This window comes from Aminobacter sp. Y103A (assembly GCF_030294925.1).
Taxonomy (GTDB): Bacteria; Pseudomonadota; Alphaproteobacteria; order Rhizobiales; family Rhizobiaceae; genus Aminobacter; species Aminobacter ciceronei.
In genome coordinates, this window is sequence record NZ_AP017986.1 from 589,018 (window position 1) to 612,951 (window position 23,934).

Below are 23,934 nucleotides of genomic sequence, written 5' to 3' on the forward strand. Positions count from 1 at the left end.
ACAAGATGCTCGACTGGTCCGAACCAAAGGCTGCCGCTGCAACCATCCACCCCGCCTTCACAGGCGACGTCCCGCTTGCCGATGCCACGGGGCTGGGTGTGATCGAACGCGGCGGTGGCCGCGTCCGCGTCGACGACAAGCGCATGATCAACGCCCGTGCCGACGTGAACCAGCTTCTGCCGCTCAAATACCGCTGGGCCTGGGAGAAATATCTCGCCGGCTGCAACAATCACTGGATGCCGACCGAAGTGTCGATGCAAGCCGACATCGGCCTGTGGAAGTCGAAGGATGGGCTGACCGACGACGAACGGCGCATGATCAAGCGCAATCTCGGCTTCTTCGCCGCGTCGGAGAGCCTGGTTGCCAACAACATCGTGCTGGCCATCTACCGCCATCTGACCAATCCGGAATGCCGGCAATATCTGCTGCGCCAGGCATTCGAGGAGGCGGTGCACACCCACACCTTCCAATACATCGTCGAGAGCCTCAGCCTGGACGAAGGCGAGCTGTTCAACATGTACCGCGAGGTGCCCTCGATCACCGACAAGGCGGCATGGGCGCTGAAGCACACACAGCATCTCGACGATCCGGATTTCAGGACCGGCACGCCTGAAGCGGACCAGGCCTTCCTGCGCGACCTCGTCGCTTTCTACGTCATCTTCGAGGGCATGTGGTTCTACACCGGTTTCGCCCAGATATTGTCCTTGGGCCGGCGCAACAAGATGATCGGCATTGCCGAGCAGTACCAGTACATCCTGCGGGACGAGTCGATCCATCTGAACTTCGGCATCGACGTCATCAACCAGATCAAGCACGAGAACCCGCATCTGTGGACGCCGGCGTTCCAGGATGAGATCCGTGGCATGATCCGCACGGCTGCTGAGCTCGAGGCCTCCTATGGCCGCGATACGATGCCGCGCGGTTTCCTTGGCCTCAATGCAGCGCTTTGCGAAACCTATATGCACTTCATCGCCAACCGGCGCTGCGCCCAGCTCGGCCTGCAGCCGGTCTTCGCCGAAGTCGAGAACCCATTCCCGTGGATGTCCGAGGCGATGGATTTGAAGAAGGAGAAGAACTTCTTCGAGACCCGTGTCATCGAATACCAGAATGGTGGAGCACTGGCATGGGACTGACCTGGAACCGTCCCACCATTGCACCGGTCATGCCCGAACCCGAACAGGTGTTCCTGGCTTGGCTGGTCGCGCAGCCTGAAGGCGGCAACCTCCACGAGGCCGCCTCGCGGCAGGCCACTCGGCTCGCCGAATATGGTGGCAGGCATCCGGGGCCGCGCCGGCTCAGGCAATTGTTTCTGGACCTTGCCGCCGAACTCGGCGGCGGCACGGCCATGCCGTCATGAAGCGAAGGATTCTTGTCATCGGCATCGGTGCGGGCAATCCCGACTATGTCACGATCCAGGCTGTCGATGCGCTCAACCGGGTCAACGTCTTCTTCATCCCCGACAAGGGTATCGAGAAGGACGGGCTGGCGCGGGTCAGGCGCGAGATCTGCGAACGCTTCATCCGCGACCAGAGCTATCGCACCGTCGCGTTCGAGGTGCCTCGCCGCAGGCCGGCGGCGGAGGACTACGGCACCGCCGTCGCAGATTGGCATGACGCTGTCGAAGGCGTCTACCAACAGCTGCTCATGGAGGAACTCGAGGAAGACGAGTGCGGCGCGTTCCTCGTCTGGGGCGATCCGACGCTTTACGACAGCACCCTGCGCATCCTCGACAGGCTGCAGGCCAAGGGCGGCTTCGAACTCGAATATGATGTCATTCCGGGTATCACCAGCATTCAGGCGCTTGCCGCCCGGCACAAGGTCACGCTGAACAGGATCGGCCAGTCGATCGCCATCACCACCGGTCGCAAGCTTGCGGAGGGTTTTCCCAACAATGCCGACAGCGTCGTCGTCATGCTCGACGGCGAAGGTGCCTTCGCCGGTCTCGATGGTGATCTCGACATCTGGTGGGGCGCCTATGTCGGCACGCCGGATGAAATCCTGGTGTCGGGCAAGTTGCGCGAGGTCGTCGGCGACATCGAGCGCATCCACAAACAGGCGCGCGAGCAAAATGGCTGGATCATGGACACCTATCTGCTGAAGCAGCCGGACTAGCCGGCAGGCTGGTCGTGTTGCGCGTGGTCGCAAATGCGACAACGACACACTCGACATATTGACATAAAGATGTCTTTATGTGACCTGACGGCTTTGTCGCCGAAAGGATGAAAAGTGTCGCAAAACGCCACCACGCTCGACGCCCTGTTTGGGTCGGTTGCCGCCAAGCCAGACGGTTCGGAGGTGATGGCAGCGCTGAAAGCGGCGGCGCGTGAGCGCATCCTGATTCTCGATGGCGCGATGGGTACCCAGATTCAGGGGCTCGGCTTCGACGAGGACCATTTCCGCGGCGACAAATTCACCGGTTGCGCCTGCCATCAGCAGGGCAACAACGACCTCTTGATCCTGTCGCAGCCCAAGGCGATCGAGGAGATCCACTACAAATACGCCATCGCCGGCGCCGACATCATCGAGACCAACACCTTTTCGTCGACCTCCATCGCCCAGGCCGACTACGGCATGGAGGACATGGTCTATGAGCTCAATCGCGACGGCGCGCGGCTGGTCCGCCGCGCCGTCGTCCGGGCGCAGCAGGAAGACGGCAAGCGCCGCTTTGTCGCCGGCGCGCTCGGGCCGACCAACCGCACCGCCTCGATCTCGCCTGACGTCAACAATCCCGGCTACCGCGCCGTCACCTTCGACGATTTGCGCATCGCTTACGGCGAACAGCTGCGTGGCCTGATCGACGGCGGCGCCGACATCATCCTGATCGAGACCATCTTCGACACGCTCAACGCCAAGGCGGCGATCTTTGCCTGCGACGAGATCTTCATCGAAAAGGGCGTGCGCCTGCCGGTGATGATTTCGGGCACCATCACCGACCTGTCCGGCCGCACATTGTCCGGCCAGACGCCGTCGGCCTTCTGGAATTCGGTCCGCCATGCCGATCCGTTCACGGTCGGCCTCAACTGCGCGCTTGGTGCGGCCGCCATGCGCCCGCATCTGGCCGAACTGTCCGATGTCGCCGAGACCTTCATCTGCGCCTATCCCAATGCCGGCCTGCCCAACGCCTTCGGCCAGTATGACGAGAGCCCCGAATTCATGGCCTCCCAGGTCGAGGAATTCGCGCGCGAGGGTTTCATCAACATTGTCGGCGGCTGCTGCGGATCGACGCCTGAGCACATCCGCGCCATCGCGCAGGCTGTCGCCAAATATCCACCGCGCCAGGTGCCGGAGCTCAAGCCGCAGATGCGCCTGTCGGGCCTCGAGCCGTTCACGCTCACCGACGAGATCCCCTTCGTCAATGTCGGCGAGCGCACCAACGTCACCGGCTCGGCCAAGTTCCGCAAGCTGATCACATCAGGCGACTATGCCGCCGCCCTCGACGTCGCCCGCGACCAGGTCGTCAATGGCGCGCAGATCATCGACATCAACATGGACGAGGGCCTGATCGACTCGAAGAAGGCGATGGTCGAGTACCTCAATCTGATCGCCGCCGAACCCGACATCGCGCGCGTGCCCGTCATGATCGACAGCTCCAAATGGGAGGTGATCGAGGCCGGGCTGAAATGCGTCCAGGGCAAGCCGATCGTCAATTCGATCTCGATGAAGGAAGGCGAGGAAGCCTTCCTGCATCATGCCCGGCTGTGCCGGGCCTATGGCGCTGCCGTCGTCGTCATGGCATTCGACGAGCAGGGTCAGGCCGACACCAAGGCGCGCAAGGTCGAGATCTGCACCCGCGCCTACAAGCTCTTGACCGAGCAAGCCGGCTTCGCGCCCGAGGACATCATCTTCGATCCCAACATCTTCGCTGTCGCCACCGGCATCGAGGAGCACGACAATTACGGTGTCGACTTCATCGAGGCGACGCGGGAAATCACCCAGACCCTGCCGCATGTCCATGTCTCGGGCGGCGTGTCGAACCTGTCGTTCTCGTTCCGCGGCAACGAGCCGGTGCGAGAGGCGATGCACGCCGTGTTCCTGTATCACTGCATCCAGGCCGGCATGGACATGGGCATCGTCAATGCCGGCCAGCTCGCCGTCTATGAATCGATCGACCCGGAGCTGCGCGAGGCCTGTGAGGACGTCGTGCTCAACCGCCTGCCCAAGGCCGGCGGCACCGCCACCGAAAGGCTGCTGGACATTGCCGAGCGCTTCAAGGGCGCGGCCGGCAAGGAAGCCAAGGAGCGCGATCTCGCCTGGCGCGACTGGCCGGTCGAGAGCCGTATCAGCCACGCGCTGGTCAATGGCATCACCGAATTCATCGACGCCGACACCGACGAGGCGCGGCTGCAGGCCGAGCGTCCGTTGCATGTCATCGAAGGCCCGCTGATGGCCGGCATGAATGTCGTCGGCGATCTGTTCGGTGCCGGCAAGATGTTCCTGCCGCAGGTTGTCAAGTCGGCCCGTGTCATGAAGCAGGCGGTGGCCGGCTTGCTGCCACATATGGAGGCGGAGAAGGCGGCCAACGCCGCCAATGGGATCGACAATGGCGAACGCCAGACTGCCGGCAAGATTCTGATGGCGACCGTCAAGGGCGACGTGCACGACATCGGCAAGAACATCGTCGGCGTCGTGCTCGCCTGCAACAACTACGAGATCATCGACCTCGGCGTCATGGTTCCGGCAACCAAGATCCTCCAGGTTGCCAAGGACGAGAAGGTCGACATCATTGGCCTGTCCGGCCTGATCACGCCCTCGCTCGACGAAATGGCGCATGTCGCCGCCGAAATGGAGCGCGAGGGGTTCGACATTCCGCTGCTGATCGGCGGCGCCACCACGAGTCGTGTCCACACCGCGGTGAAGATCCATCCGCGCTACAGCGCCGGCCAGACAGTCTACGTCACCGATGCCAGCCGCGCTGTTGGCGTGGTGTCCAACCTGCTGTCCCCTGAGGCCAAGGGCGGCTACGTTGAACAGGTGCAGGCCGAATACCAGAAGGTCGCCGACGCCCATCACCGCGCCGAAGCTGACAAGCAGCGATTGCCGTTGGCCAAGGCGCGTGCCAATGCGCACAAGGTCGACTGGTCATCTTATGCGCCGCCGAAGCCAACCTTCCTCGGCACCAGGGTGTTCGAAGCCTGGGACCTGGCCGAACTCGCCCGCTACATCGACTGGACGCCGTTCTTCCAGACCTGGGAACTCAAGGGCCGTTACCCCAAGATCCTCGAGGACGAGAAGCAGGGCGCCGCGGCGCGCCAGCTGTTCGACGACGCGCAGGCGATGCTCCGCAAGATCATCGACGAGAAGTGGTTCGCGCCCAAGGCCGTCATCGGCTTCTGGCCGGCCAATTCGGTCGGCGACGACGTCAGGCTGTTCACCGACGAGGCACGCAGCGAGGAGCTTGCCACCTTCTTCACCCTGCGCCAGCAGCTAACCAAGCGCGACGGCAAGGCCAATGTCGCACTGGCCGACTTCATCGCTCCCGCCGACAGCGGCAAGCCGGATTATCTCGGCGGCTTCGTGGTCACTGCAGGCATCGAGGAAGTGGCGATCGCCGAGCGCTTCGAACGCGCCAATGACGACTACTCCTCGATCATGGTCAAGGCGCTGGCCGACCGTTTCGCAGAGGCCTTCGCTGAACGCATGCACGAGAAGGTGCGCAAGGAGTTCTGGGGCTACGCACCTGATGAAAACCTCGCGCCCGACGACCTGATCGGCGAGCCCTATCGCGGCATCCGTCCGGCGCCGGGCTATCCCGCCCAGCCCGACCACACCGAAAAGGTGACCTTGTTCCGCCTGCTCGATGCCGAGAAAACCGCCGGCGTCAGCCTCACCGAAAGCATGGCGATGTGGCCGGGCTCGTCGGTCTCCGGCATCTATCTCGCCCACCCCGAGAGTTATTATTTCGGCGTCGCCAAGGTCGAGCGCGACCAGGTCGAGGATTATGCGCGGCGCAAGGGCATGACCATCGCCGAGGTCGAGCGCTGGCTCGGGCCGATCCTCAACTATGTGCCGGCATCGTTCGCCGAAGCGGCCGAATAGCAACACGATGACATCACATGGGCTCTGTCGCCTTTGCGCTGAGCCCATGTCGTTTTCATGCTCGTGCCCGGCCACCAATCCGTGGTCTGATCCGGTCATGTTCAAGGTGCTGCTTCGAGTGTGAGACGAAGCGGAGAATTGGGAAGCCGGTGAGAAGCCGGCGCTGCCCCCGCAACGGTGGCGGAGTTATTGTTTCGACGGGAGACCACTGGGCCAGCCGGCCTGGGAAGGTGTCGAGACAGTCCGGAAGGACAGCTCCGAAGCCCGGAAACCAGCCTTGAACCTGACGGAACTCGACTGATCGCGGTGGGCGGTCAAGAGGCGGATCGTTGCTGCACGGACCTCTGCGTCCGCCGGCTGGCGTTCTTCCCAAATCAAGCCACCCGTTCAGTCCTTGGTGCGAGGACAGGACATGGATGCGAAGAACGAAATGCTGAAGCTGCTGCGCGGACGCCGCGACGGGTTCAGCCTGGCACAGCCCTTTTACACCGACCCGGATTTCTACCGGCTCGACCTCGAGCTGATCTGGTACCGCGACTGGCTGTTTGTCGGCCATGACTGCGAACTGGCCAAGCCTGGCAGCTTCTTCACCGTCCAGGTCGGCGACTATCCCGTCGTGCTCGTCCGCGACCAGAAGAGTGAGCTGCGCGCCTTCCACAATTCCTGCCGCCACCGCGGCAGCCGAGTCTGCACCACGGACAAAGGTATGGCGGCCAAGCTCGTCTGCCCCTATCACCAGTGGACCTACGAACTCGACGGCCGCCTGCTGTTCGCGCGCCAGATGGCGGAAGGCTTCGACAAGAGCCAGTTCGGCCTGAAGCCGGTCGCCTGCGAATCCGTCGGCGGCTACATCTTCATCTGCCTCGCCGACGAGCCCGCCGACTTCGCGCCGATGCGGGCCATGGTCGAGCCGTACCTGCTGCCGCACCGGCTGCGCGAAGCCAAGGTCGCCTTCGAAAGCACAATCGTCGAGGAGGGAAACTGGAAGCTGGTCTGGGAAAACAACCGCGAGTGTTACCACTGCGCCGGCAATCACCCTGAGCTGTGCAAGACCTTTCCCGAGGCGCCGAACGTTACCGGCGTCAATGGCGCCGAAAGCGATCCCGAAATGCTGGCGCACTGGGCAAAGTGCGAGGCGGTGGGGTTGCCGAGCAAGTTCCGCATCGATGCCGGCGGCCAGTACAGGGCGACACGCGCGCCACTGCTGCGTGACGCGGTGAGCTACACCATGTCGGGCAAGCGCGCAGTGCGGAAAAACCTCTCCGACAGCGTCTCGGCCGACAGGATCGGCACGCTGCTGCTCTATCATTATCCGACAACCTGGAACCATGTGCTCGGCGACCATGCCGTCACCTTCCGCGTGCTGCCGATCAGCGCCACGGAAACGGCCGTCACCACCAAATGGCTGGTTCACAAGGATGCCGTCGAAGGCGTCGACTACGACCTGGCCGAACTGACCCATGTCTGGACCGAGACCAACGACCAGGACCGCCGCATCGTCGAGGAAAATGCCTTCGGCATCAAATCGCCGGCCTACGAGCCCGGGCCTTATTCGGAGGAACACGAGGGCGGCGTCATGCAGTTCATCGAATGGTACGTCGGCTTCATCGAACCGCGGCTGGCCGACGGCGGCAAGCCGGTCCTGCGCAACGTCGCCTGACCGGGAGAAGGGCATGAACGCGATGACCGAGCTTGGCCTTTACCGCAACCTCGACGAAATGGCGCCCTGGAACGACCGGCTCCAGGTGCTGGAGGTCATCGGCGTCACTGACGAGGCGCCCGACGTTAGGACCTTCACCTTCCGCTCCGACAACCAGACCTGGTTCCGCTACAAGCCGGGCCAGTTCGTGACGCTCGAACTGCCGGCCGAACCGGCACCCGTCATGCGCACCTACACGCTGTCGTCCAGCCCGTCGCGGCCGTTCTCCATCGCCGTCACCGTCAAGGCGCAGGCGGGCAGCGTCGGCACACGCTGGATGTTCGACCATCTGAAGCCGGGCGTCCGCATCAAGGCCTATGGCCCTTCAGGCGACTTCTCGCTGCACCAGCATCCGGCCGCCAAATATCTGTTCGTCTCGGCCGGATCCGGCATCACGCCGATGATGTCGATGCTGCGCTGGCTAAACGACTGCGCGCCGTGGACGGACGTTGCCTTCGTCAACTGCGCGCGCCGTCCGGAAGAAATCATCTTCCGGAAGGAGCTCGAACTGCTGGGCACACACATGCCCGGACTGTCGCTCGGTTTCATGATCGAGGAGCGGTCGAGCCGCGAAGGCTGGTTCGGCCATATGGGCCGCATCGATGCGGTGCGACTGCCGTTGCTGTCGCCCGACTTCCGCGAGCGTGAGGTGTTCTGCTGCGGCCCAGATCCCTTCATGCGCGCCGTGCGCGGCATGCTCGAGTCTTCCGGCTTCGACATGTCCCGCTACCATCAGGAAAGCTTTGCCGCACCTGCCGTCGAGGAGGTCCCCGCGCCGTTCTCGACGCCGGGCGGGGACAGCGAGACTGTGCCGGATGCCGTCCTGCCGGTTCGTTTCGCGTTGTCTGATGTCGACGCCGACTGCCTCTCCGGCCAGACCGTGCTGCAGACGGCGCGTGCTTCGGGCGTGCGTATTCCGGCGGCCTGCGAGTTCGGCCTATGCGGCACCTGCAAGGTCAGGAAGCTCTCCGGCGAGGTCGAGATGAGCCACAATGGCGGCATCCTCGACCATGAGATCGACGATGGCTTCATCCTTGCCTGCTGCTCGAAGCCGCTGTCGGCGATCGAGGTCGAGGCGTAGCGCAAGTCAGGAAAACCGTGCAGCGGTTTCCGTCCGGAGTTGGGAAAAGTCAGCGGTGGTGCAGCACCAGCGGCGCGCCGCCGACGTCGATGACGTCCATGCCGTAGCCGAAGACGCGGGCCAGCATGTCGGGCTGAAGTACCTCGGCCGGCGATCCGTCGGCGACGACGCACCCCGATTTCATTGCAACGATCCGGTCGGCATAGACGGCGGCGTGATTGATGTCGTGCAGCACGACGATGACGGTGCGTTTGTCGTTGTCGGCGGCCGCGCGCAGGTCACGCATCAACTGGCGGGCAAACAGCATGTCGAGATTGTTCAGCGGTTCGTCCAGCAGCATGTAGTCGGTGCCCTGGCAGAAGGCCATGGCGACCATGGCGCGCTGGCGCTGGCCGCCCGACAGATTGTCGAGGAAGCGGTCGGCGAGATCCATCAGGCCGAACTGCTGCAATGCCGTCTCGATCAGCTTCGTGTCGTTTGCGTCGATTCGCCCGCGCTGGTGCGGAAAGCGGCCGAAGCCGACGAGTTCACGCACCTTGAGTCGGCTTGCCACCGCCGGGTCCTGGCGCAATATGGCGAGCGTCCTGGCCAGCTGGCGGCTTGGCGTCGTGTCGACCGGCAGGCCGTCGACCGAGATCGATCCGCTCTGCAGCGGCTGCAGCCGGGCGATCAGCGACAACAGGCTCGACTTGCCGGCGCCGTTGGGCCCGACCAGCGCCGTCACCCCACCCTTGGGCATGGTCAGCGACACATCCTCCAGGATTTGCGTGTCGCCGAGGCGCAACGAAACATTCTTGATCTCGATCATCGCTTGCTCGTTGTGATCAGCATGGCCAGGAAGACGAGGCCCCCCACGAATTCGATGACGACGCCGAGCGTCGCGGCACCGCCCAGAAGATGCTGCAGCACCATCTGGCCGCCAAGCAGCACGATGACGGCGGTCAGCATCGCCGCCGGCAGCAACAGGTGATGGCGGCGGCTATCGACGATGCGCTCGGCCAGCGCCACCACCAGAAGCCCGAAGAAGGTTACCGGCCCGACCAGCGCCGTCGACACCGCAACCAGGGCAGCCACCAAAAGCAGCAGCCCGGTCAGCGCCTTGGTCCATGACACGCCAAGCCCGGTGGCACTGTCGGCGCCGAGTGCCACGATGTCGAGCAGGTGGCGCTGGCGCCAGAGGATGATGGCGGCAATCGTCGTCACCACCAGGCCGATGACGACCAGGTCCGGCCGCACCGTGTTGAAGTCGGCGTAACTCGAACCTTGGACGACGGCGAATTCGTTCGGGTCGATCAGCCGCGCGATAAGCGAGGCGAGGCTGCGGAAAAGCACGCCGAGCACGACGCCGGTCAGCAGCAGCAGGCCGATGTCGAACCGCCGCCGCAGCATCGGCAGGAACAGTACCAGCGCCATGACCATCATCAGGCCGGCCTCGCCGGCGAATTTCAGGCGCGGGTCGAGCGCGACGTAACCGACGCTGCCGAGCGCCAGCACCAGCGCCATCTGGCCGAACAGGTAAAGCGCGTCGAGCCCCATGATCTGCGGCGTCAGCACCCGGTTTGCGGTCACCGTCTGGAACACCACCGTCGAGATGGCGATTGCCACGCCGACCTGAATCAGCGTCACCAGCCGCACGGCGCGCAGTTCGAGCGCGAAGGCGATGTTGCCGCGCAGGCCGATGGTCATGAAGGCAATCACCGCGATCAGGGCCGCGACAGCCATTGTCAGGAGACGTTTGTCAGGCACGCTGCGCCCGCCCGAACAGGATCCACAGGAACAGCCCCGAACCGACGACGCCGAGCACGGTACCGACAGGAATTTCGTAGGGGTAGCGGATGACGCGGCTGACGACGTCACAGGCCAGCAGGAGTGTAGCGCCGGTGACGGCGACCCAAGGCAGGGCGCTCTTCAGATTGTCGCCCATCAGGCGCGAAACGAGATTGGGTACCACCAGTCCGACGAAAGGGATCATGCCGACGACGACGACGGCCAGCGACGAGATCACCGCCACCATGACCAGGCCGAGCTGGACGATGCGTTGGTAGTTGAGGCCGAGCCCGAGGCTGACCTCGCGCCCCATCGCGGCGATGGTCAGCCGGTCGGCGACCCACCAGGCCAGCGCCACCATGGCAGCCGTGATCCACAGCAGCTCGTAGCGTCCGCGCAGCACGCCGGAGAACTCGCCATTGGTCCAGACGTCGACATATTGCAAAAGGTCGGTCTGCCAGGCGATGAACGTCACCGCAGCCCCGATGACGCCGCCATAGACGAGGCCAAACAGCGGGATGAGAAAGGGCTGCGTCGGCGGCAGCCGATGCGCGATGCCAAGGAAGATCGACGTGCCGGCAAGTGCGGTCACGCTGGCGCCCAGCGTCTTCATCGCGATCGAGGCGGTCGGAAACAGCAAGGTCACGGCAAGCACGCCGAGCGCGGCGCTCTGGCCGGTGCCGGTGGTGATCGGCTCGACGAAGCGGTTGCGCACCAGGATCTGCAGCACCAGCCCCGCAATCGCCAGGCCGGCGCCGGTCAGCACCACGGCCACGGTTCGCGGAAGGCGGCTGACCAAAAGAAGCTGCAGTGCGCCAGCGTCGCTGAACACGCTGCCCATCGGCAGATCATCGACGCCGATGCTCAAGCTGACGGCAAAAAGCCCGACGAGCCCGGCGGCGACGAGCAGCCGGGCGTTGGGCAACGCTGCCATCACTTGGCCTTGGCGAAGGCTTGCTCGATGGTGGACAGCACGCGATGCGTCGACTGCACGCCACCGGCGGCGATGTAGAAGTCGGGCGACGGCAGGAAGATCACCTGGCCCTTCTTCCATGCGGTCGTCTGGGCCACCAGCTCGTTGTCGAGCGTTGCCTTGGCGCCCTGGTCGTTCGAGCCGATCGCCGCGGCGCGGTCGAGCACCAGCAGCCAGTCCGGGTTGGTCTTGCTGATGAATTCGAACGAGATCGCCTCGCCATGCGTTGCCGCTTCGACGTCGGCGACAGCCGGCTCCAGGTCGAGCGTCTTGTGCACCCAGCCGAAGCGCGAGCCGGGGCCGTAGGCGGAGATCTTCGGGCCGTTGGTCATCAGGATCAGCGCCTTGCCCTTGCCCTTGACGGCCTGCCTTGCGGCTTCGACTGCGGCGTCCAGCTCCTTGGCGGCAGCGGCTGCTTCGTCAGGTTTGGCAAACAGCTCGCCATAGGCGGCGAGGCGCGCCTTGGCCTGGGTCACCAGGTCGTCGCCGTCCATCGTCATGTCGATTGTCGGCGCCACGCGCGACGTCGCCTCGACCTGCGTCGACGAACGGCCGCCGACGATCACCAGATCGGGGGCGAGCGCATTCAGCGCCTCGAGGTCTGGCTCGAACAGCGTGCCGACGACGGTAGCGCCCTTGGCGACGCCGGCGAGTTCCGGCACGAACAGCTTGTCGGGGATGCCGGCCGGCTGGATGCCGAGGCGGTTCAGCGTATCGATCGCGGCGATGTCATAGACGGCGACCTTGGCCGGCACCTTGTCGATGGTCTTGGGGCCGGTTGCGGTGGTGATCTCGACCGCAAGGGCGGGTGCGGTGGCAATAGCCAGTGCCGCCGAAAGAGTGGCCAGCAGGCGAACAAACTTCATCTGTTATCTCCGTCCTTGTCGGTGGGCGTTGGTTGGATAAAACCTTCGCCAAATACTCTTCTTTTGCGCATATCAGAAGCTGCCGGTGCGCAGCAAGACTTCGTTGGGGCTTTTCAGACGCTTGATTGCTTGTCGGTCACTGCGCAGGACATTGAAGCAATCATTGCCGAACCATTCGAGCGAGGCCTCGACAGTGGGGTCGTCGCGCAGCTCTGCAAGGAAGCGCCGATAGTCGACCTTGCCGTCGAACAGCGGCGTCATGCCTTCGCGGCTGCCGGCTGCAGCATAGACATTAGCCGGCTCGAAGACCCTGAGATCGGCGCGCGAGCGCACATTCTTGAGATGGTAATGGCGGATATGGGGACGCATCGCTGAATGCGCGGCGACGGGGTCATCGCCGCCTTCCCAGACATGCAGCGTGTCAAAATTGATCTTGAACGCCGGATGGTCGACCTCCGCGACCAGCCTGAGCGTCGAGGCGCCGCAATCGGCCAGCGTGCCGGGATGCGTTTCGGCCAAAAGTTCTAGGTCGAAATCCGCGGCCATCCCGGCAACCTCGTGCAGCCGCGCGGTGAGGATACGCCTGACCTCGGCCGGGGTATCCCGGCTGCCGCGGCTGCCGGCAAAGGTGCGGATCTTGCCCGCCCGCCAATGCCGGGCGAGGCGGCACAGGTCGACGGTCTTCTTGCGCAAGGTTTCGGCGTCGCCGTCGAGCGGCAGGTAGTCGCTGACCATCGGCACATAGAGCCCTTGCCCGGCCAGCCAGTCGGCGTCGCATTGCGGCTGGTAGGCCAGGTTACGCGCATGCGCGCCCCACAGCTCGATGCCCTGGAAGTCGTTGGCCCCAGCCCATCTGGCGATGTCCTCGAGCGAGACGAGATGATGGCGGAAGGTGATGGTGCAGAGCGAGATTTTCATTCGGCTGCTCCGAGCAGTTCGGCGGGAAGTGTGTGGGGAATGCCCTTTGTGGCGCACCAGGCCTGGAAGGCTTCGCCGAGGTGCGCCTTGATCCGCTTTTCGAGCCCGTCCAGCGTGTCGAGGCGGCAGAACACGTCGTCGGCGAGGCTGTGGTCCTCGGTCTGTGCCAGCTTCATGACGGCGTAGTGCAGCGTCTTGAAGTCCTGGATCACCCGCTCGATCTGGTCGCACCAATGGTCGAAATCGGCATTGGCCAGCTTCATCTCGCGCCAGAAGAAGGCGAAGCCGTGCTCATAGGCATATTTGCGGATCGAGATGACAGGCACCTCGCGCAGCGCCGCACCAAGATCGGCGAGCTTGACGCCGTCCCTGCCGTCGAGATGGGCTGCAACGATGCGACGCACGCCGTCGACCAGCGGATTGTGGTCGGGCTGGTAGCAGGCAAGGAAGAAGTCGCGCAGGTCGGTGGCGGCGGGCACGCGCGCTTCCAGCCGGTCGAAGATGTAGCCGCCGCCCACGGTTGGCTGGCGGATGGCGTGGATGACCTTGTCGCGGGCGATCTGACCTTCCCAGCGGAAGTCGGGATCGTTGACCTGCCAGATCTTCGGATCGTCGGTCTTCTCGATCATCAGATAATGCGGGAAGGGGTTCTGGTTGAACTTGTTCTCCCGCTCCGGCAGGTGGAACAGGTCCAGCATCACCATCAGATATTCGCTGTCGCGCTTGCGCTCGAGCAGGTCGAGCATGACGACGAGGTTCTGGTCCTTCGACCGTGCCGGGTCGTACCAACAATGCATGCCGACGCCGTAGAGCCGCTGGTACCAGGCGTGGAAGAAATCGTGGTTGATCGACTTGTCGTGATAGGCGAGCTGCCAGCGCTCGTTGATGGCGAAGCCGGCGTCCCAGACGCTGAAATAGAATGGCCGCTGGTCGATGCCGGAACGCTTCAGCGCATCGCAAACGCTGCTGACGAAGCAATGCACCTTGATGTCGATATAGTCCTCGCCATGCACGCCTTCACCGGCCGGCGCGGAGCGCTCTGCAGCGACACTCGCCTCGCCGGTGAACAGCTGCGCCAACTCGCGTACCGTCTCGATGTCCTGGCGGTTGATTGCTTCCTCCGGCGCGACCAGGCCGAACTCGAGCTCCAGGCTGAGGAAGATCTCGAGAATCAGCACCGAGTCGAGATAGAGGTCCTCGTTGAGCCGTGCATCGGGTCCGAAACGCTCGACATGGGCGTGCTTCATGTGATCGTGCAGCACTGTGCCGATCGCTTCGATCACCTGTTCGGTGTTCATCACGCGACCTCCCTCGCCACTGCCGTGAACTGGCCGGCGGCATGCTGTGCCGCCACTTCGCGCCGGCTGATCTTGCCGTTGGCCTGGCGTGGTATCGCGTCGACCTGGACGATCTCCATCGGCAGCTGGTGGCTGGCGAGGTTCTGGGCGCACCATTGCCGCACGACGGGGCCTTCCAGCCGCTCGCTGGCGCTGAACAGCAGGCCGACCCGCTCGCCGGCCAGCGTATCGGCCTTGCGGAAAGCGACGGCGTCGGTGATGGCGGGCATAGACATCACCACGTCCTCGACCTCGCGCGGATAGACGTTGAGGCCGGAGACATTGATCGTGTCGTCGAGCCGGGAGACAAACACCAGCATGCCATCAGGCCTGTAGTAGCCGAGGTCGCGGGAAGCGACGGCGCCATTCGGACCGCTGACGACAATTTCGGATGGCGCAACCGCGCTGTTGCTGCATCTGACCGCGTGATGGGGCAGCACGAAGCCCATCTCGGCGGCGTCGGTGACATCAGGATTGACGGCGATGCAGCCGGTTTCCGAGCAGCCATATTGCTGGAACAGATACGTCGTCCGTGCCCGGATGCGGGCGAACCACGGCTCAGGCAGCACCGTGCCCGAGGTCATCGCCGCATGAAGCTTCTCGCCCTCGGGCATCAGCCGGGCCAGCGTGTGCAGCACCGCCGGCGACGAATAGAGCAATGGCCGTTCGATGCCGCGCAGGGTCCTGAGCAGGTATTTCGGATTGCCGGCATCGACGATGACGGGTGTGCGGCCGCGCTTCAGGGCGACGAGGATGCCGCAGATCAGCCCGTAGGAATGCGTCGTCGGGCAGGCGATGACCGGCGTCATCTCCTCCGGCTGGCGGAAGGTCGCGACATAGCTTGCCACCTCGGCGTCGATCTCGGCCCAGCCGCGGGCGATGCATTTCGGCGCGCCCGTCGTGCCCGAGCTCATCTGAAGGAGCTGGCCGGTGGCGCCGGGCGCGGTGTCGCTCGACAGCGTCTCGGCGTCGAGGCTGTTGAAATAGAGCGCGTGGCAGTCCGCCGCGACGGCCAGGCGGCGTGCCGCGGCATGCGGCGTTGCCGGATGGATCGGGAAGACGCTGGCGCCGATGTTGCGGATGGCGAAGAACAGCGCCAGCCAGGCCACCGTGTCGCTGAAACAGACGGCATAGCGCCCGTTCGGGTCAAGTCCGGCCCGGTCGGCGCTCTGCGCCAACATCTGCTCGAACGTCTGTCGGTCATAGTACCTGTCGTCGATCTGGAACATCGATTTTCCTTCAGGTGTCGGGGGTGGAGAGGGGGTTGGGAACGGCGTGGCTCGAACGGCCGATGTTCAGCTTGCTGGCGAGCAGGGCTTCAGCCGTCAATGTCGGTCGCCTGAGCCCGAGCTGGTCCTGGCGCGCGCCAAGCCCGTGGGTGACAGCATAGTCGGTCAGCATCCGCCGAACGGTTTTCCAGAAGTCGGATTCATGCAGCCCATAGAACGTCTGCAACAGGTGCGAGACCTCGGCCAGGTTGAAGATGAACAGCGCATCCGTCACCAATTCGCCGAGCGTCTCGACATCTTCTATCCAGTAATACTGATTGGGTAGCGCTGCGCTGTAGGCCGGGTCGAGCGCCAGGAAGTCGGGCGCCTTATGTGGCTCGCGCAGGAAGCCGGGCACATATTCGACACTGTCGTGGAAGTCGCGCAGCACCAGCCGCACCGGCCAGCCGTCGCGATGGACGAGCACCATGTTCTGACCATGCGCTTCGGTGGCGATGCCGTGTCCGACGAGCAGGTGCCAGACCGGCAGCACAGCGACTTGCAACAATTGCCCCAGCCAGTTGCGGAAGCCGTGGCGGTGCACCCACGCGTCGATGAAGGGGCTCCCGTTATGCTCGACAGCCATCAGTGCGTTGAACGGCACGGCCTGTTCCCCGTCGGCCAGCGTCGAGGTGACGCTGCGGCGCCAGATCGCCGCCAGCTGGCCGGCCAGCGGCCCGTCGCGGCCGGCAATGATGCCGGCATATTCGCCGAGCACGACAAGCGGATAGGTCGTCTTGAACAGCGGATCGCCGGCGACGATGTCACCGAGCCAGTGCGAGATCACTGGTGCCGTGCACACGGAATGCGGCTCGATCGTCCTGAGCGACGACGAGTTGCGCATGTTCATCGACAGTTTGACATTGGCAGCGTCCGGACGATCTGCGTTGAGCAAGGTCCGGATCGACTGGCTCGCAATGTAGCGGTCGCCGGCAAAGCCGGCGAAATGCGCCGTGCCGTCCGCCAGCCATGGCGAAAGCAGCGTCTCCCGCAGCGACTGCCACTGCCAGGGGTGCAGCGGCAGCAGCGCGAAGTCGTCCCAGCTCGCGCCGAGCTCGGCGCGGCGCCCGTTGATCGCGGCAAAGGTCTCAGCGCCGAGTTCGTCGCGCCAGAATGTCATCTCGTCGCCGGGCAGGCGCTGTCCCATTTCGTTTCGCCGCACCAGCAGCCAGGCGAGTTGGAAGCTGTTGCCGGCTTCGGGGCCGAAATCGCGGTGATCGCTTTCGCTGAACCCCGACCGTGCCTTGAAGCACGGGTGGTAGGCATGGCCCTCGTGCAACGCGCCTTCGAGCGCAGCGAAGCCAAGGTCGCTGCGCGTGCCATAGGGCAGGTTGCGTTCGTTCCAGCTGCAATGCGCGACCGTGCTGTACAACTCGCCCAACAGCCGGCGCTTGTCTTCCGCCGATGCCGGCAGGCTTGCCACCAGTTCGTCGAGTGTTGCCGGCTGCCACGCGCCATCGCGGCTCTCGCTCTCGATCGAGCCAGCTGAAAGGCGGATGCGACCGAACGCGCCTTTCACACCGGTGCAACGAAACCGTTTTGCACCATGCGACCACGCGAAGATCTGCTGGGCAGCGTCACCGGTTACCGTCGTCTCGACGAGCTCTTCATACAGCACGGCCTCGACAAGCTGCCTGACCACGCGCTCATCAGGGCGGCCGGGCAGGTCAAGAGGCAAGGGCACTGCCGTCTCCGTGATAGAGGCCGGTCATCGCCGCAAAGAGCGGGTTGGTCTGGCGGGCATAGAGCGACCGCTCGTTGCTGGTCTGCAACTCGTCGACATCGAACAGCCGCGTCATCAGATTAGCCTTGAACGCTACCGTGGGGCGGTCGAGTACGCCGCGGACGAATTCGCGGCCGACGCCCGATGTCGTTCGCGACAGCACCTCCAGCCGGTCCCGCAGCATGTTCAGCAGGACCTCCTCCTCGACCAGGCCGTCATGTCCCATGCGGGCGATGACCGAGAAGATCTGGTTGACGATCAGGTAGTAGGCGAAGCGGTCCTGGATATCGCGGTCGTCGTAATAGAGCGAGGCGATCTCCGCCGCCTCCGGTACATGCAGGCTGAGGCGGGCGCGATGGCGTTTCGACAGGTAGAAGCCCTGATTGTCGCGATAATAACCCGTGCTCGGATAGCCCTGGCTGATGTCGATCAGGCTGTTCTGCTGGTGCGCCTCGAGTGCCAGGCCGAAATCGTCATAGAGGCAGACCAGCGGGTCGAGCGCACAGTCGAGATAGCGCTGGAACCAGTAGCGGCAGACCAGCTCGGGATGGGTGCCGTCCCTCAGGCAGATGTTGTGGATGATGCGTTCGAGCCGCGACCATTCACCCGGCAGCGGCTCGGCGGTCAGTGCTGCGATGGTGATCTTGCCATTGCCCTTGCAGGCGACAAACGGGTTTTCGCGCAGGATCACCTCGAAGCCGCTTTCGGAGCGACCGGGCAGGTCGAGCGTGATGTAGGCCGGATCGGAAATGATTCTGAAGCGGCCGTCGCCGCCGCCGATGCCTGCCCGCTGCACGAGCTTGGCCATTGCAACGCCGGCCTCCAGCTCCTTGCGGCTGTTGACCCTGAGCGAGTTGGTGATCCGCACCGGGAGCGAGAATTTCGGCATCCACGGCAGGTCCTTGTTGTAGACCGTGCGCACGGAGGACGTTGCGGTGAATGCCGGGCCGGCCGGACCAATGAGGCGCAGCTTGCCCGATGCCTGCAGTCCGCGAATGCCGTCATCGAGCAACAGCGCTTCGGCCTGCAGCGGATGCATTGGCAAGAGCATCTCGCCGGGCCGCGTCTCGATCTCGCCGGGACCTGCCAGCGACGCGACAATCTCGGGCGCGGATTGGCTGGCCGCGGACTTGTGGCTGACGATGGAGGCGTCGGCGGCGAAATAGACGAGCTGGAAATTGCCGCGCAGCTCAGGCGCATAGCTCGGCTCCTGCCATGAGGTCATGCCTTGCCGGCTCTTCGGCGTCGGGTGCAGCGAGTGGCCGAACACCAGCGACTGCTCCGCCGCGATGAAGCTGTCGTCGTCATCGTGGTAGGCGCGATGTGCCTCGATGTAGCGCAGCGTCTGCTGGTAGCTCTGCAGCGCCCGCCCGAGCAGTTCGAGTTCGCAGCCGCGCATCGCATCGCCGCGCTCGTCATGCAACTGCCTGTAGGCCTCCTGCAACAAAAGCTGGAGTGCGGCGAAGGGCTCGACATTGCGCCAGCCGCCTTCCGTCGCCCGGCGCTGCCAGACCTGTCCGAAGCGGTGCGGGCCGCAGAGCGAGTGCGACCGAAGCTCGGCGCGCAGCACCAGCTGCTGTGCTGCCAGAACCAGTTCGATGCAGTCGATGGGGTCTTCCGGTCCGACTCTGTGTTGGGTCACCCTGCCGGGCGAGATTTCGCGGACATAGCAGTTGGCGAAATTCTGGAACGTTGCGTGTTCGGCAACCTGCCGCAGCGTGAGCTTCATCTGTCGTCACCACATGGTTTGACCGATAGAGTCCCTTGCAGCAGCTAGGTATCTGACGGATTTTCTCGGGAACGTAGGCGCTGCCTGGCGCCTCAGGCACTCCACGCGATGCTGCGTTCCGGCTCGCGGAAGGCGAAGCGGACGAGGTGGTCGTCGATGACGGCCTTGGTCCGCGCCAACTGATCGGCGTCGGGCGCATCCACTTCGATCGCTAGGCCAGTGACATCGGCCTTCATCACGGCATGGCCGAACGGGAAATGGCATTCGCCATGTCCGTCGCCATGGCTCACCTCGATCTTATGGGCAAAATGCTTGCACAGCTGGGTCAGGTACTTCACGCCATGCGCAGTCTCGAACCGTCCTGTCGATTGGAACATGATCTCTCCGTCCGTGCTTCAGTTGAAATGGCCACGGACAACGCCCGTGGCCATCAGGGTCAGAACTTGGCCGTCGCGCTCAGCCGGAATGATCGGCCCGGCTCCAGCAACGGCTTCACCGTGACGAACTCCTGTCCATATGTGGCCCGGCCGGCATAGTTCTCGTCGAACAGGTTCTTCACCTCACCGCGGAAGGTCAGGTTCGGGCTCGACTCCGGTTGGTACTCGGCGAAGATGTTGACGACCTCGTGCCCCTTGTAGGTATCGTCCTTCAGCGCGATCTCGACATCGCCGCCGAGCTTGACGCCCCAGTCGTCGAAACGGTGCACCGCCGAGAGCGTGATGATCTGGCCGACAGGTGTCGCCAGATAGGTGCCCAGGTCGGAATCTGCCGGCGCACCATCGATGGTGACGTCGATATTGGCGTATTTGACGCTGACATTCCCCGCCCCCCAGTCGTAGCCGCCGGAGAGCGTGAAGCCCTGCGAACGGACGTCATGCACTTCGATGCCGCGCGGTATCTGGTAGCGCGCGGTGCGGGCATCGTAAATGTCGGTGCGGAAGATGCTGCCTTCCAGAGTGAAGCCTTCATAGGTCGCGAGAAGGCCGGCAGTCAGATTGTCCGACGTCACAGGCTTCGGGCCGGCGCCATAATTCCAGTTCGGGTTGAAGATGAAGTTCTCGGCCAGTGGCACGCCGGCCCAGACATGCGAATATCCGGCCTTGGCAGTCAGGAAATCGGGAACGAGGTCATACTCGCTAGAAATGTTGCCGCTCAGTCCGGCATTGGTCCATTTCTGTCCCGTCGTTCCCTCGAACCATTGGTTGTCGCCACGGGCGCCGAATGACAGCCGCGTCCGCTCCCATGGCTCGAGACGGGCCTGGGCATAGATGCCAACATTGCTGGCGTGCTCGGTTGCCGGTTCGAACTTGTCTTCGAGATCGGCGGTGTCCTTGTAGAAGTCGAAGCCGGCGGTAATGCTGCCGATGTCGAGCGCGAAGCGGTTTTCTGCCTTGCCGTTAAAGCTCTCGGTCAGGCCGATGGCCGTATATGGCGCGGAAACTGCGGGCTTCGGATAGACGGTCGTTTCCACCTGGCTGCTGGTATAGGCGATCACCACCTTGGGGTCCCACCATCCCTCGGGAGACTCATCGGTGTAGGTGAAGACGGTGCTGCGGCGGTCGAGCTTGTAGTCGCGGATCAGCGGCTCCCAGGGCTTGGGATTGGGGTCCAGCCGCCTCATGTTGGCGCGGAACGGCCGCGGCGCATCGTCGCGCGACTGTTCGTGGCTGAGCTCGAAGCGGTGGCCGCTTTCGGCCTGATAGGCGACCTTGCCGAGGCCGCTCAAAAGGTTGGCGCTGGTGCCGTCGACGACGCTGCCGTCGCCGGCGGTGTAGTTGTCGCCCTTGGCAAAGTTCAGATAGCCGAAGAACTCGAAGCCGTCCTTCATGCCATATGCGGCGAGACCGACAGTCGAGGTCTTGCTGTTGAAGTCGTAGGTGCCGGTGACCAGGCCGCCGAGGCTTTTGCCCGGCTCGAGCAGGTCGCGCGCGTCCTTGGTCTCGTAAGCGATCGAGCCGCCGAGCGCGCCGGGGCCGGCATCGGCCGGAGCCACGCCCGCGTCGACGCTGACGGCTTTCAGCAGTGAAGGGTCGATCAGGTTGGTCGCGTTGTGGTGGAAGACCTTGTTGTTCTGCCGTGCGCCGTCGACCGTCACGGCAAGGTTGTTTTCCTCGATGCCCTGGACGTAGACCTTCTGCGACGTGGTGGTCGAGCCGCCGACGGCGACCTTGGGTTCGTTGGCGAACACTTCCTGCAGGTCGGCAGGAGCTTTCTGCGCCAGGTCCTCTGCCGTGATCTGCACATTGTTGACGCTGCCGCCGGAGCCCAGCGTGGTCACGTCGATGGTGTCGAGAACCACCGCGCCATTGGCCGAGACGCTAAGCCCGCCCGTAGCCGCACTGGCGGAGGCCGGCTGGACCGAAACCGTATTGGGCCCGGTGAAGCGGTAGTTGAGGCCACTGCCCGCGAGCAGGCGCTGCAGCGCCTGTTCCGGCGACAAGTTACCCGAGACGGCAGGGGCGGCTGCCCCGCCGAGGTCAGCGGTTCCGAAAGCGATCTGCAGGCCGGTCTGCGCCGCCAGCTGCCTCAACGACTGGCCGAGCGACTGTGCCGGCAGGCTGATGCTCTGCGCGCGCGTCGCCGATTGTGCATGGGCAACACTCATCGCCGTGCCAGCCGTCAGCATACCGGCGCCAAGCGCCGTGCCCACAAGAAGCCGTGCCAGCAGGCGCCCCGACGCCCTGCTGCCAAAATCCATGTTGCCGTTGCCCATCGTGCTGGTCCCCAAAGGTCTGGCGCACGCATCCACCGCGCGCCCTCGATGGTGTGACGCGCGAACGGGCCAACTGCCTAAAGAGCCAGTTGCGATTTTTCTGAAATAAGTTGGATCGACTTCGTCGGGCTCAGGAGATGACGATGACGACGCCCGGAACCCGATGCACCGACATCCCTTGCGTCTGGGCCAGGGCCTCGATCGCGTCATGGGCGTCGCGCGTCAGGAACACGGCGCTGACAGGGCTCGCATCATGGCTGTGCGTAGCGATCACGAGGCGTTCGGGCACGTAGCGGCCAAGCTCGCCGATGGCGCTGCCGAAGGGCTTGCCCTCGAATACCACGCGGCCGCCACGCCAGGCGAGTTCGCTCTCGAGATTGACGTCGGCAACTGCGAGCGGCGCCTTGCCAGTGAGGTAGCGCGTCTGTTGGCCGGGGGCGAGCGACACGGTGTTGGCCGCATCGGCCTTGGCGCCGCCCGAGACGGAAATGCGTCCTGCCGATGCCGTGACCGTCACTTCGTCTGCGATGGAACGAACAGCATAGGTGCCTTCGACGGCATCGCTGTTGCCGCCGAGGGCCGCAACACGGAACGGTGCGCGGGTATCGGGCCTGACCGAGAATTCCACCTCGCCCGAGAGCAGGTTCACCAGCCGCAGACCCGGCTGGAAATCGACGTCGACGGCGCTGTTGGTGTTGAGCAGCATGGTCGAGCCGTCGGGCAGGGTGGCAGACACTTGTTCGCCCGCGCCGGTTGCGAAGTCCGACCGCATCCAGGTCAGGACCCGCGGAGCAGCGACAGCCGCCGCCGAGGCGGCGACGGCGCCGCCAACGAGGAATTTGCGCCGGCTGACGGCCGATCGAGGCATTGGCATAGCAACCGGGGCGACATCCAGGCCGCTGCCGTCGACATTTTGCAGCAGCTGCCAGAATTCCTTCTCGCGGGCGAAGGCCCGCGCATGCTCCGGCGACTGGGCCCGCCAGGCGTTGAATCGGTCGAGATCCTGCCGGCTGACATTGCCGGCGCTTAGTCGAACGATCCAGTCGCGCGCATCGAGTGCGATGCCGCGGTCGATCTCGGATCCGTGTTGCCCTTTGCCCATCGCCAGTCACGCAAGCGGTGCCCATCGGTTCGGGCACACTAACCATCTTGCTATCATAGACACGCGAGATGGCACCACGCCTAAGCGTCACGGCAAAATAAATCTTGGAACAGGTCAGCCGTTGCTGTCGCGCAGCTCGGCCAGGCGCTCGACGACGCGGCGGATATGGTAGTAGACGGCCTCGTCGCTGATGCCGAGCTGGCGGGCGATTTCGCGGTGCGAGACGCCGTTGACGCGGTTCATCAGGAAGATGCGCCGGCTTCTCTCCGGCATCGTCTGCAATGCCTTGTCGACGGCGCGGAGCATGTCGCGACCCATGACGATGCGTTCGGGCGAGATCTCGTCCACCGACGTCGACAGAAGCTCATTGACCTCGGCGTCGATCTCGTTGCGCCGCTGCTGTTTGCGGAAGTGCCCGATGGCAGCATTCTTCGCCGCCTGCATGGTGAAGGCGGCGTGGTTGTCGATGGCGTCGTCATGACGGACGTTGGACAGCCGGATCCACGTGTCCTGAACGATGTCCTCGGAGGTCGCGCTGCAGCCGACGCGGCCACGCGTCAGCGCCTCGATGCGCGGACGCAACGTCGCAAAGCTGGTCATCAGCCTGGTGAGTGTCATTTTTTCACTCTTGTTTGCACCAGTTCCGATCGCGCATGCCTGGGGGCCGGCCGCGACGGACGTTCGATAGGCCATCAAAAAAGTGCCTGCAACCCCAACACCTT

At 64.2% G+C, this 23,934-nt stretch carries 19 protein-coding genes and 1 riboswitch; of the genes, 6 read left to right on the forward strand and 13 right to left on the reverse strand.

The window, feature by feature from the left end:
* Positions 1–5: 5 nt before the first annotated feature.
* From Amn_RS02805 to Amn_RS02830, 6 genes are all read left to right on the forward strand, one after another.
* Positions 6–1,133, forward strand: a complete 1,128-nt coding sequence (locus tag Amn_RS02805; protein ID WP_067954762.1) for a ribonucleotide-diphosphate reductase subunit beta — start codon at positions 6–8, stop codon at positions 1,131–1,133.
* Complete coding sequence (locus Amn_RS02810) at positions 1,124–1,357, forward strand: hypothetical protein (RefSeq protein ID WP_067954760.1); 234 nt, start codon at positions 1,124–1,126, stop codon at positions 1,355–1,357. The genes Amn_RS02805 and Amn_RS02810 overlap by 10 nt, the downstream gene beginning before the upstream one ends.
* Positions 1,354–2,112, forward strand: a complete 759-nt coding sequence (cobF, locus tag Amn_RS02815) for a precorrin-6A synthase (deacetylating) (RefSeq protein WP_067954758.1) — start codon at positions 1,354–1,356, stop codon at positions 2,110–2,112. Before Amn_RS02810 ends, cobF begins: the two co-directional genes overlap by 4 nt.
* Before the next feature lie 186 nt (positions 2,113–2,298).
* Positions 2,299–6,036 carry a methionine synthase gene (gene metH / locus Amn_RS02820; RefSeq protein WP_502874763.1) on the forward strand — a complete coding sequence of 1,246 codons (3,738 nt, stop codon included), beginning with the start codon at positions 2,299–2,301 and terminating at the stop codon, positions 6,034–6,036.
* A gap of 87 nt (positions 6,037–6,123) precedes the next feature.
* A riboswitch (cobalamin riboswitch) is annotated at positions 6,124–6,330 on the forward strand.
* Between the two features lie 118 nt (positions 6,331–6,448).
* On the forward strand, positions 6,449–7,696 hold the full coding sequence (locus tag Amn_RS02825; protein ID WP_286294489.1) for an aromatic ring-hydroxylating oxygenase subunit alpha: 1,248 nt from the start codon (positions 6,449–6,451) through the stop codon (positions 7,694–7,696).
* 22 nt (positions 7,697–7,718) lie between these two features.
* Positions 7,719–8,816, forward strand: coding sequence for an FAD-binding oxidoreductase (locus tag Amn_RS02830; RefSeq protein ID WP_154384728.1), 1,098 nt, complete (start codon positions 7,719–7,721; stop codon positions 8,814–8,816).
* Positions 8,817–8,865: 49 nt separating this feature from the next.
* Here the strand turns inward: Amn_RS02830 and Amn_RS02835 are convergent, their stop codons facing one another.
* The 13 genes from Amn_RS02835 to Amn_RS02895 form a co-directional block, all read right to left on the reverse strand.
* Positions 8,866–9,624, reverse strand: coding sequence for an iron ABC transporter ATP-binding protein (locus Amn_RS02835; RefSeq protein ID WP_286294490.1), 759 nt, complete (start codon positions 9,622–9,624; stop codon positions 8,866–8,868).
* A complete protein-coding gene (locus Amn_RS02840) occupies positions 9,621–10,538 on the reverse strand; it encodes an iron chelate uptake ABC transporter family permease subunit (protein ID WP_067954749.1) in 918 nt (305 codons plus the stop codon). Before Amn_RS02840 ends, Amn_RS02835 begins: the two co-directional genes overlap by 4 nt.
* A 16-nt stretch (positions 10,539–10,554) precedes the next feature.
* Positions 10,555–11,517: an ABC transporter permease gene (locus Amn_RS02845; RefSeq protein ID WP_286294491.1), complete on the reverse strand. Its 963-nt coding sequence runs from the start codon at positions 11,515–11,517 to the stop codon at positions 10,555–10,557.
* Entirely contained in the window at positions 11,517–12,422 is a 906-nt protein-coding gene (locus Amn_RS02850) for a siderophore ABC transporter substrate-binding protein (protein ID WP_286294492.1), read from the reverse strand. Before Amn_RS02850 ends, Amn_RS02845 begins: the two co-directional genes overlap by 1 nt.
* Positions 12,423–12,494: 72 nt before the next feature.
* A complete protein-coding gene (locus Amn_RS02855) occupies positions 12,495–13,340 on the reverse strand; it encodes a sugar phosphate isomerase/epimerase family protein (protein WP_067954744.1) in 846 nt (281 codons plus the stop codon).
* Positions 13,337–14,638, reverse strand: coding sequence for a DUF6005 family protein (locus Amn_RS02860; RefSeq protein WP_286294493.1), 1,302 nt, complete (start codon positions 14,636–14,638; stop codon positions 13,337–13,339). Before Amn_RS02860 ends, Amn_RS02855 begins: the two co-directional genes overlap by 4 nt.
* On the reverse strand, positions 14,638–15,906 hold the full coding sequence (locus Amn_RS02865) for an AMP-binding protein (protein WP_286294494.1): 1,269 nt from the start codon (positions 15,904–15,906) through the stop codon (positions 14,638–14,640). Before Amn_RS02865 ends, Amn_RS02860 begins: the two co-directional genes overlap by 1 nt.
* 10 nt (positions 15,907–15,916) lie before the next feature.
* On the reverse strand, positions 15,917–17,629 hold the full coding sequence (locus Amn_RS02870) for an IucA/IucC family protein (protein ID WP_286294495.1): 1,713 nt from the start codon (positions 17,627–17,629) through the stop codon (positions 15,917–15,919).
* Positions 17,613–19,397, reverse strand: coding sequence for an IucA/IucC family protein (locus Amn_RS02875; RefSeq protein WP_286294497.1), 1,785 nt, complete (start codon positions 19,395–19,397; stop codon positions 17,613–17,615). Before Amn_RS02875 ends, Amn_RS02870 begins: the two co-directional genes overlap by 17 nt.
* A gap of 92 nt (positions 19,398–19,489) precedes the next feature.
* On the reverse strand, positions 19,490–19,774 hold the full coding sequence (locus Amn_RS02880; RefSeq protein ID WP_067954736.1) for a DUF2218 domain-containing protein: 285 nt from the start codon (positions 19,772–19,774) through the stop codon (positions 19,490–19,492).
* A gap of 59 nt (positions 19,775–19,833) precedes the next feature.
* Positions 19,834–22,110 (reverse strand): TonB-dependent receptor, encoded by a 2,277-nt coding sequence (locus Amn_RS02885; protein WP_286294499.1) that lies wholly within the window; start codon positions 22,108–22,110, stop codon positions 19,834–19,836.
* A 130-nt stretch (positions 22,111–22,240) separates the two neighbouring features.
* Entirely contained in the window at positions 22,241–23,212 is a 972-nt protein-coding gene (locus Amn_RS02890; protein WP_286294500.1) for a FecR family protein, read from the reverse strand.
* A 114-nt stretch (positions 23,213–23,326) separates the two neighbouring features.
* A complete protein-coding gene (locus Amn_RS02895) occupies positions 23,327–23,830 on the reverse strand; it encodes an RNA polymerase sigma factor (RefSeq protein WP_169808286.1) in 504 nt (167 codons plus the stop codon).
* Between the last annotated feature and the right edge of the window lie 104 nt (positions 23,831–23,934).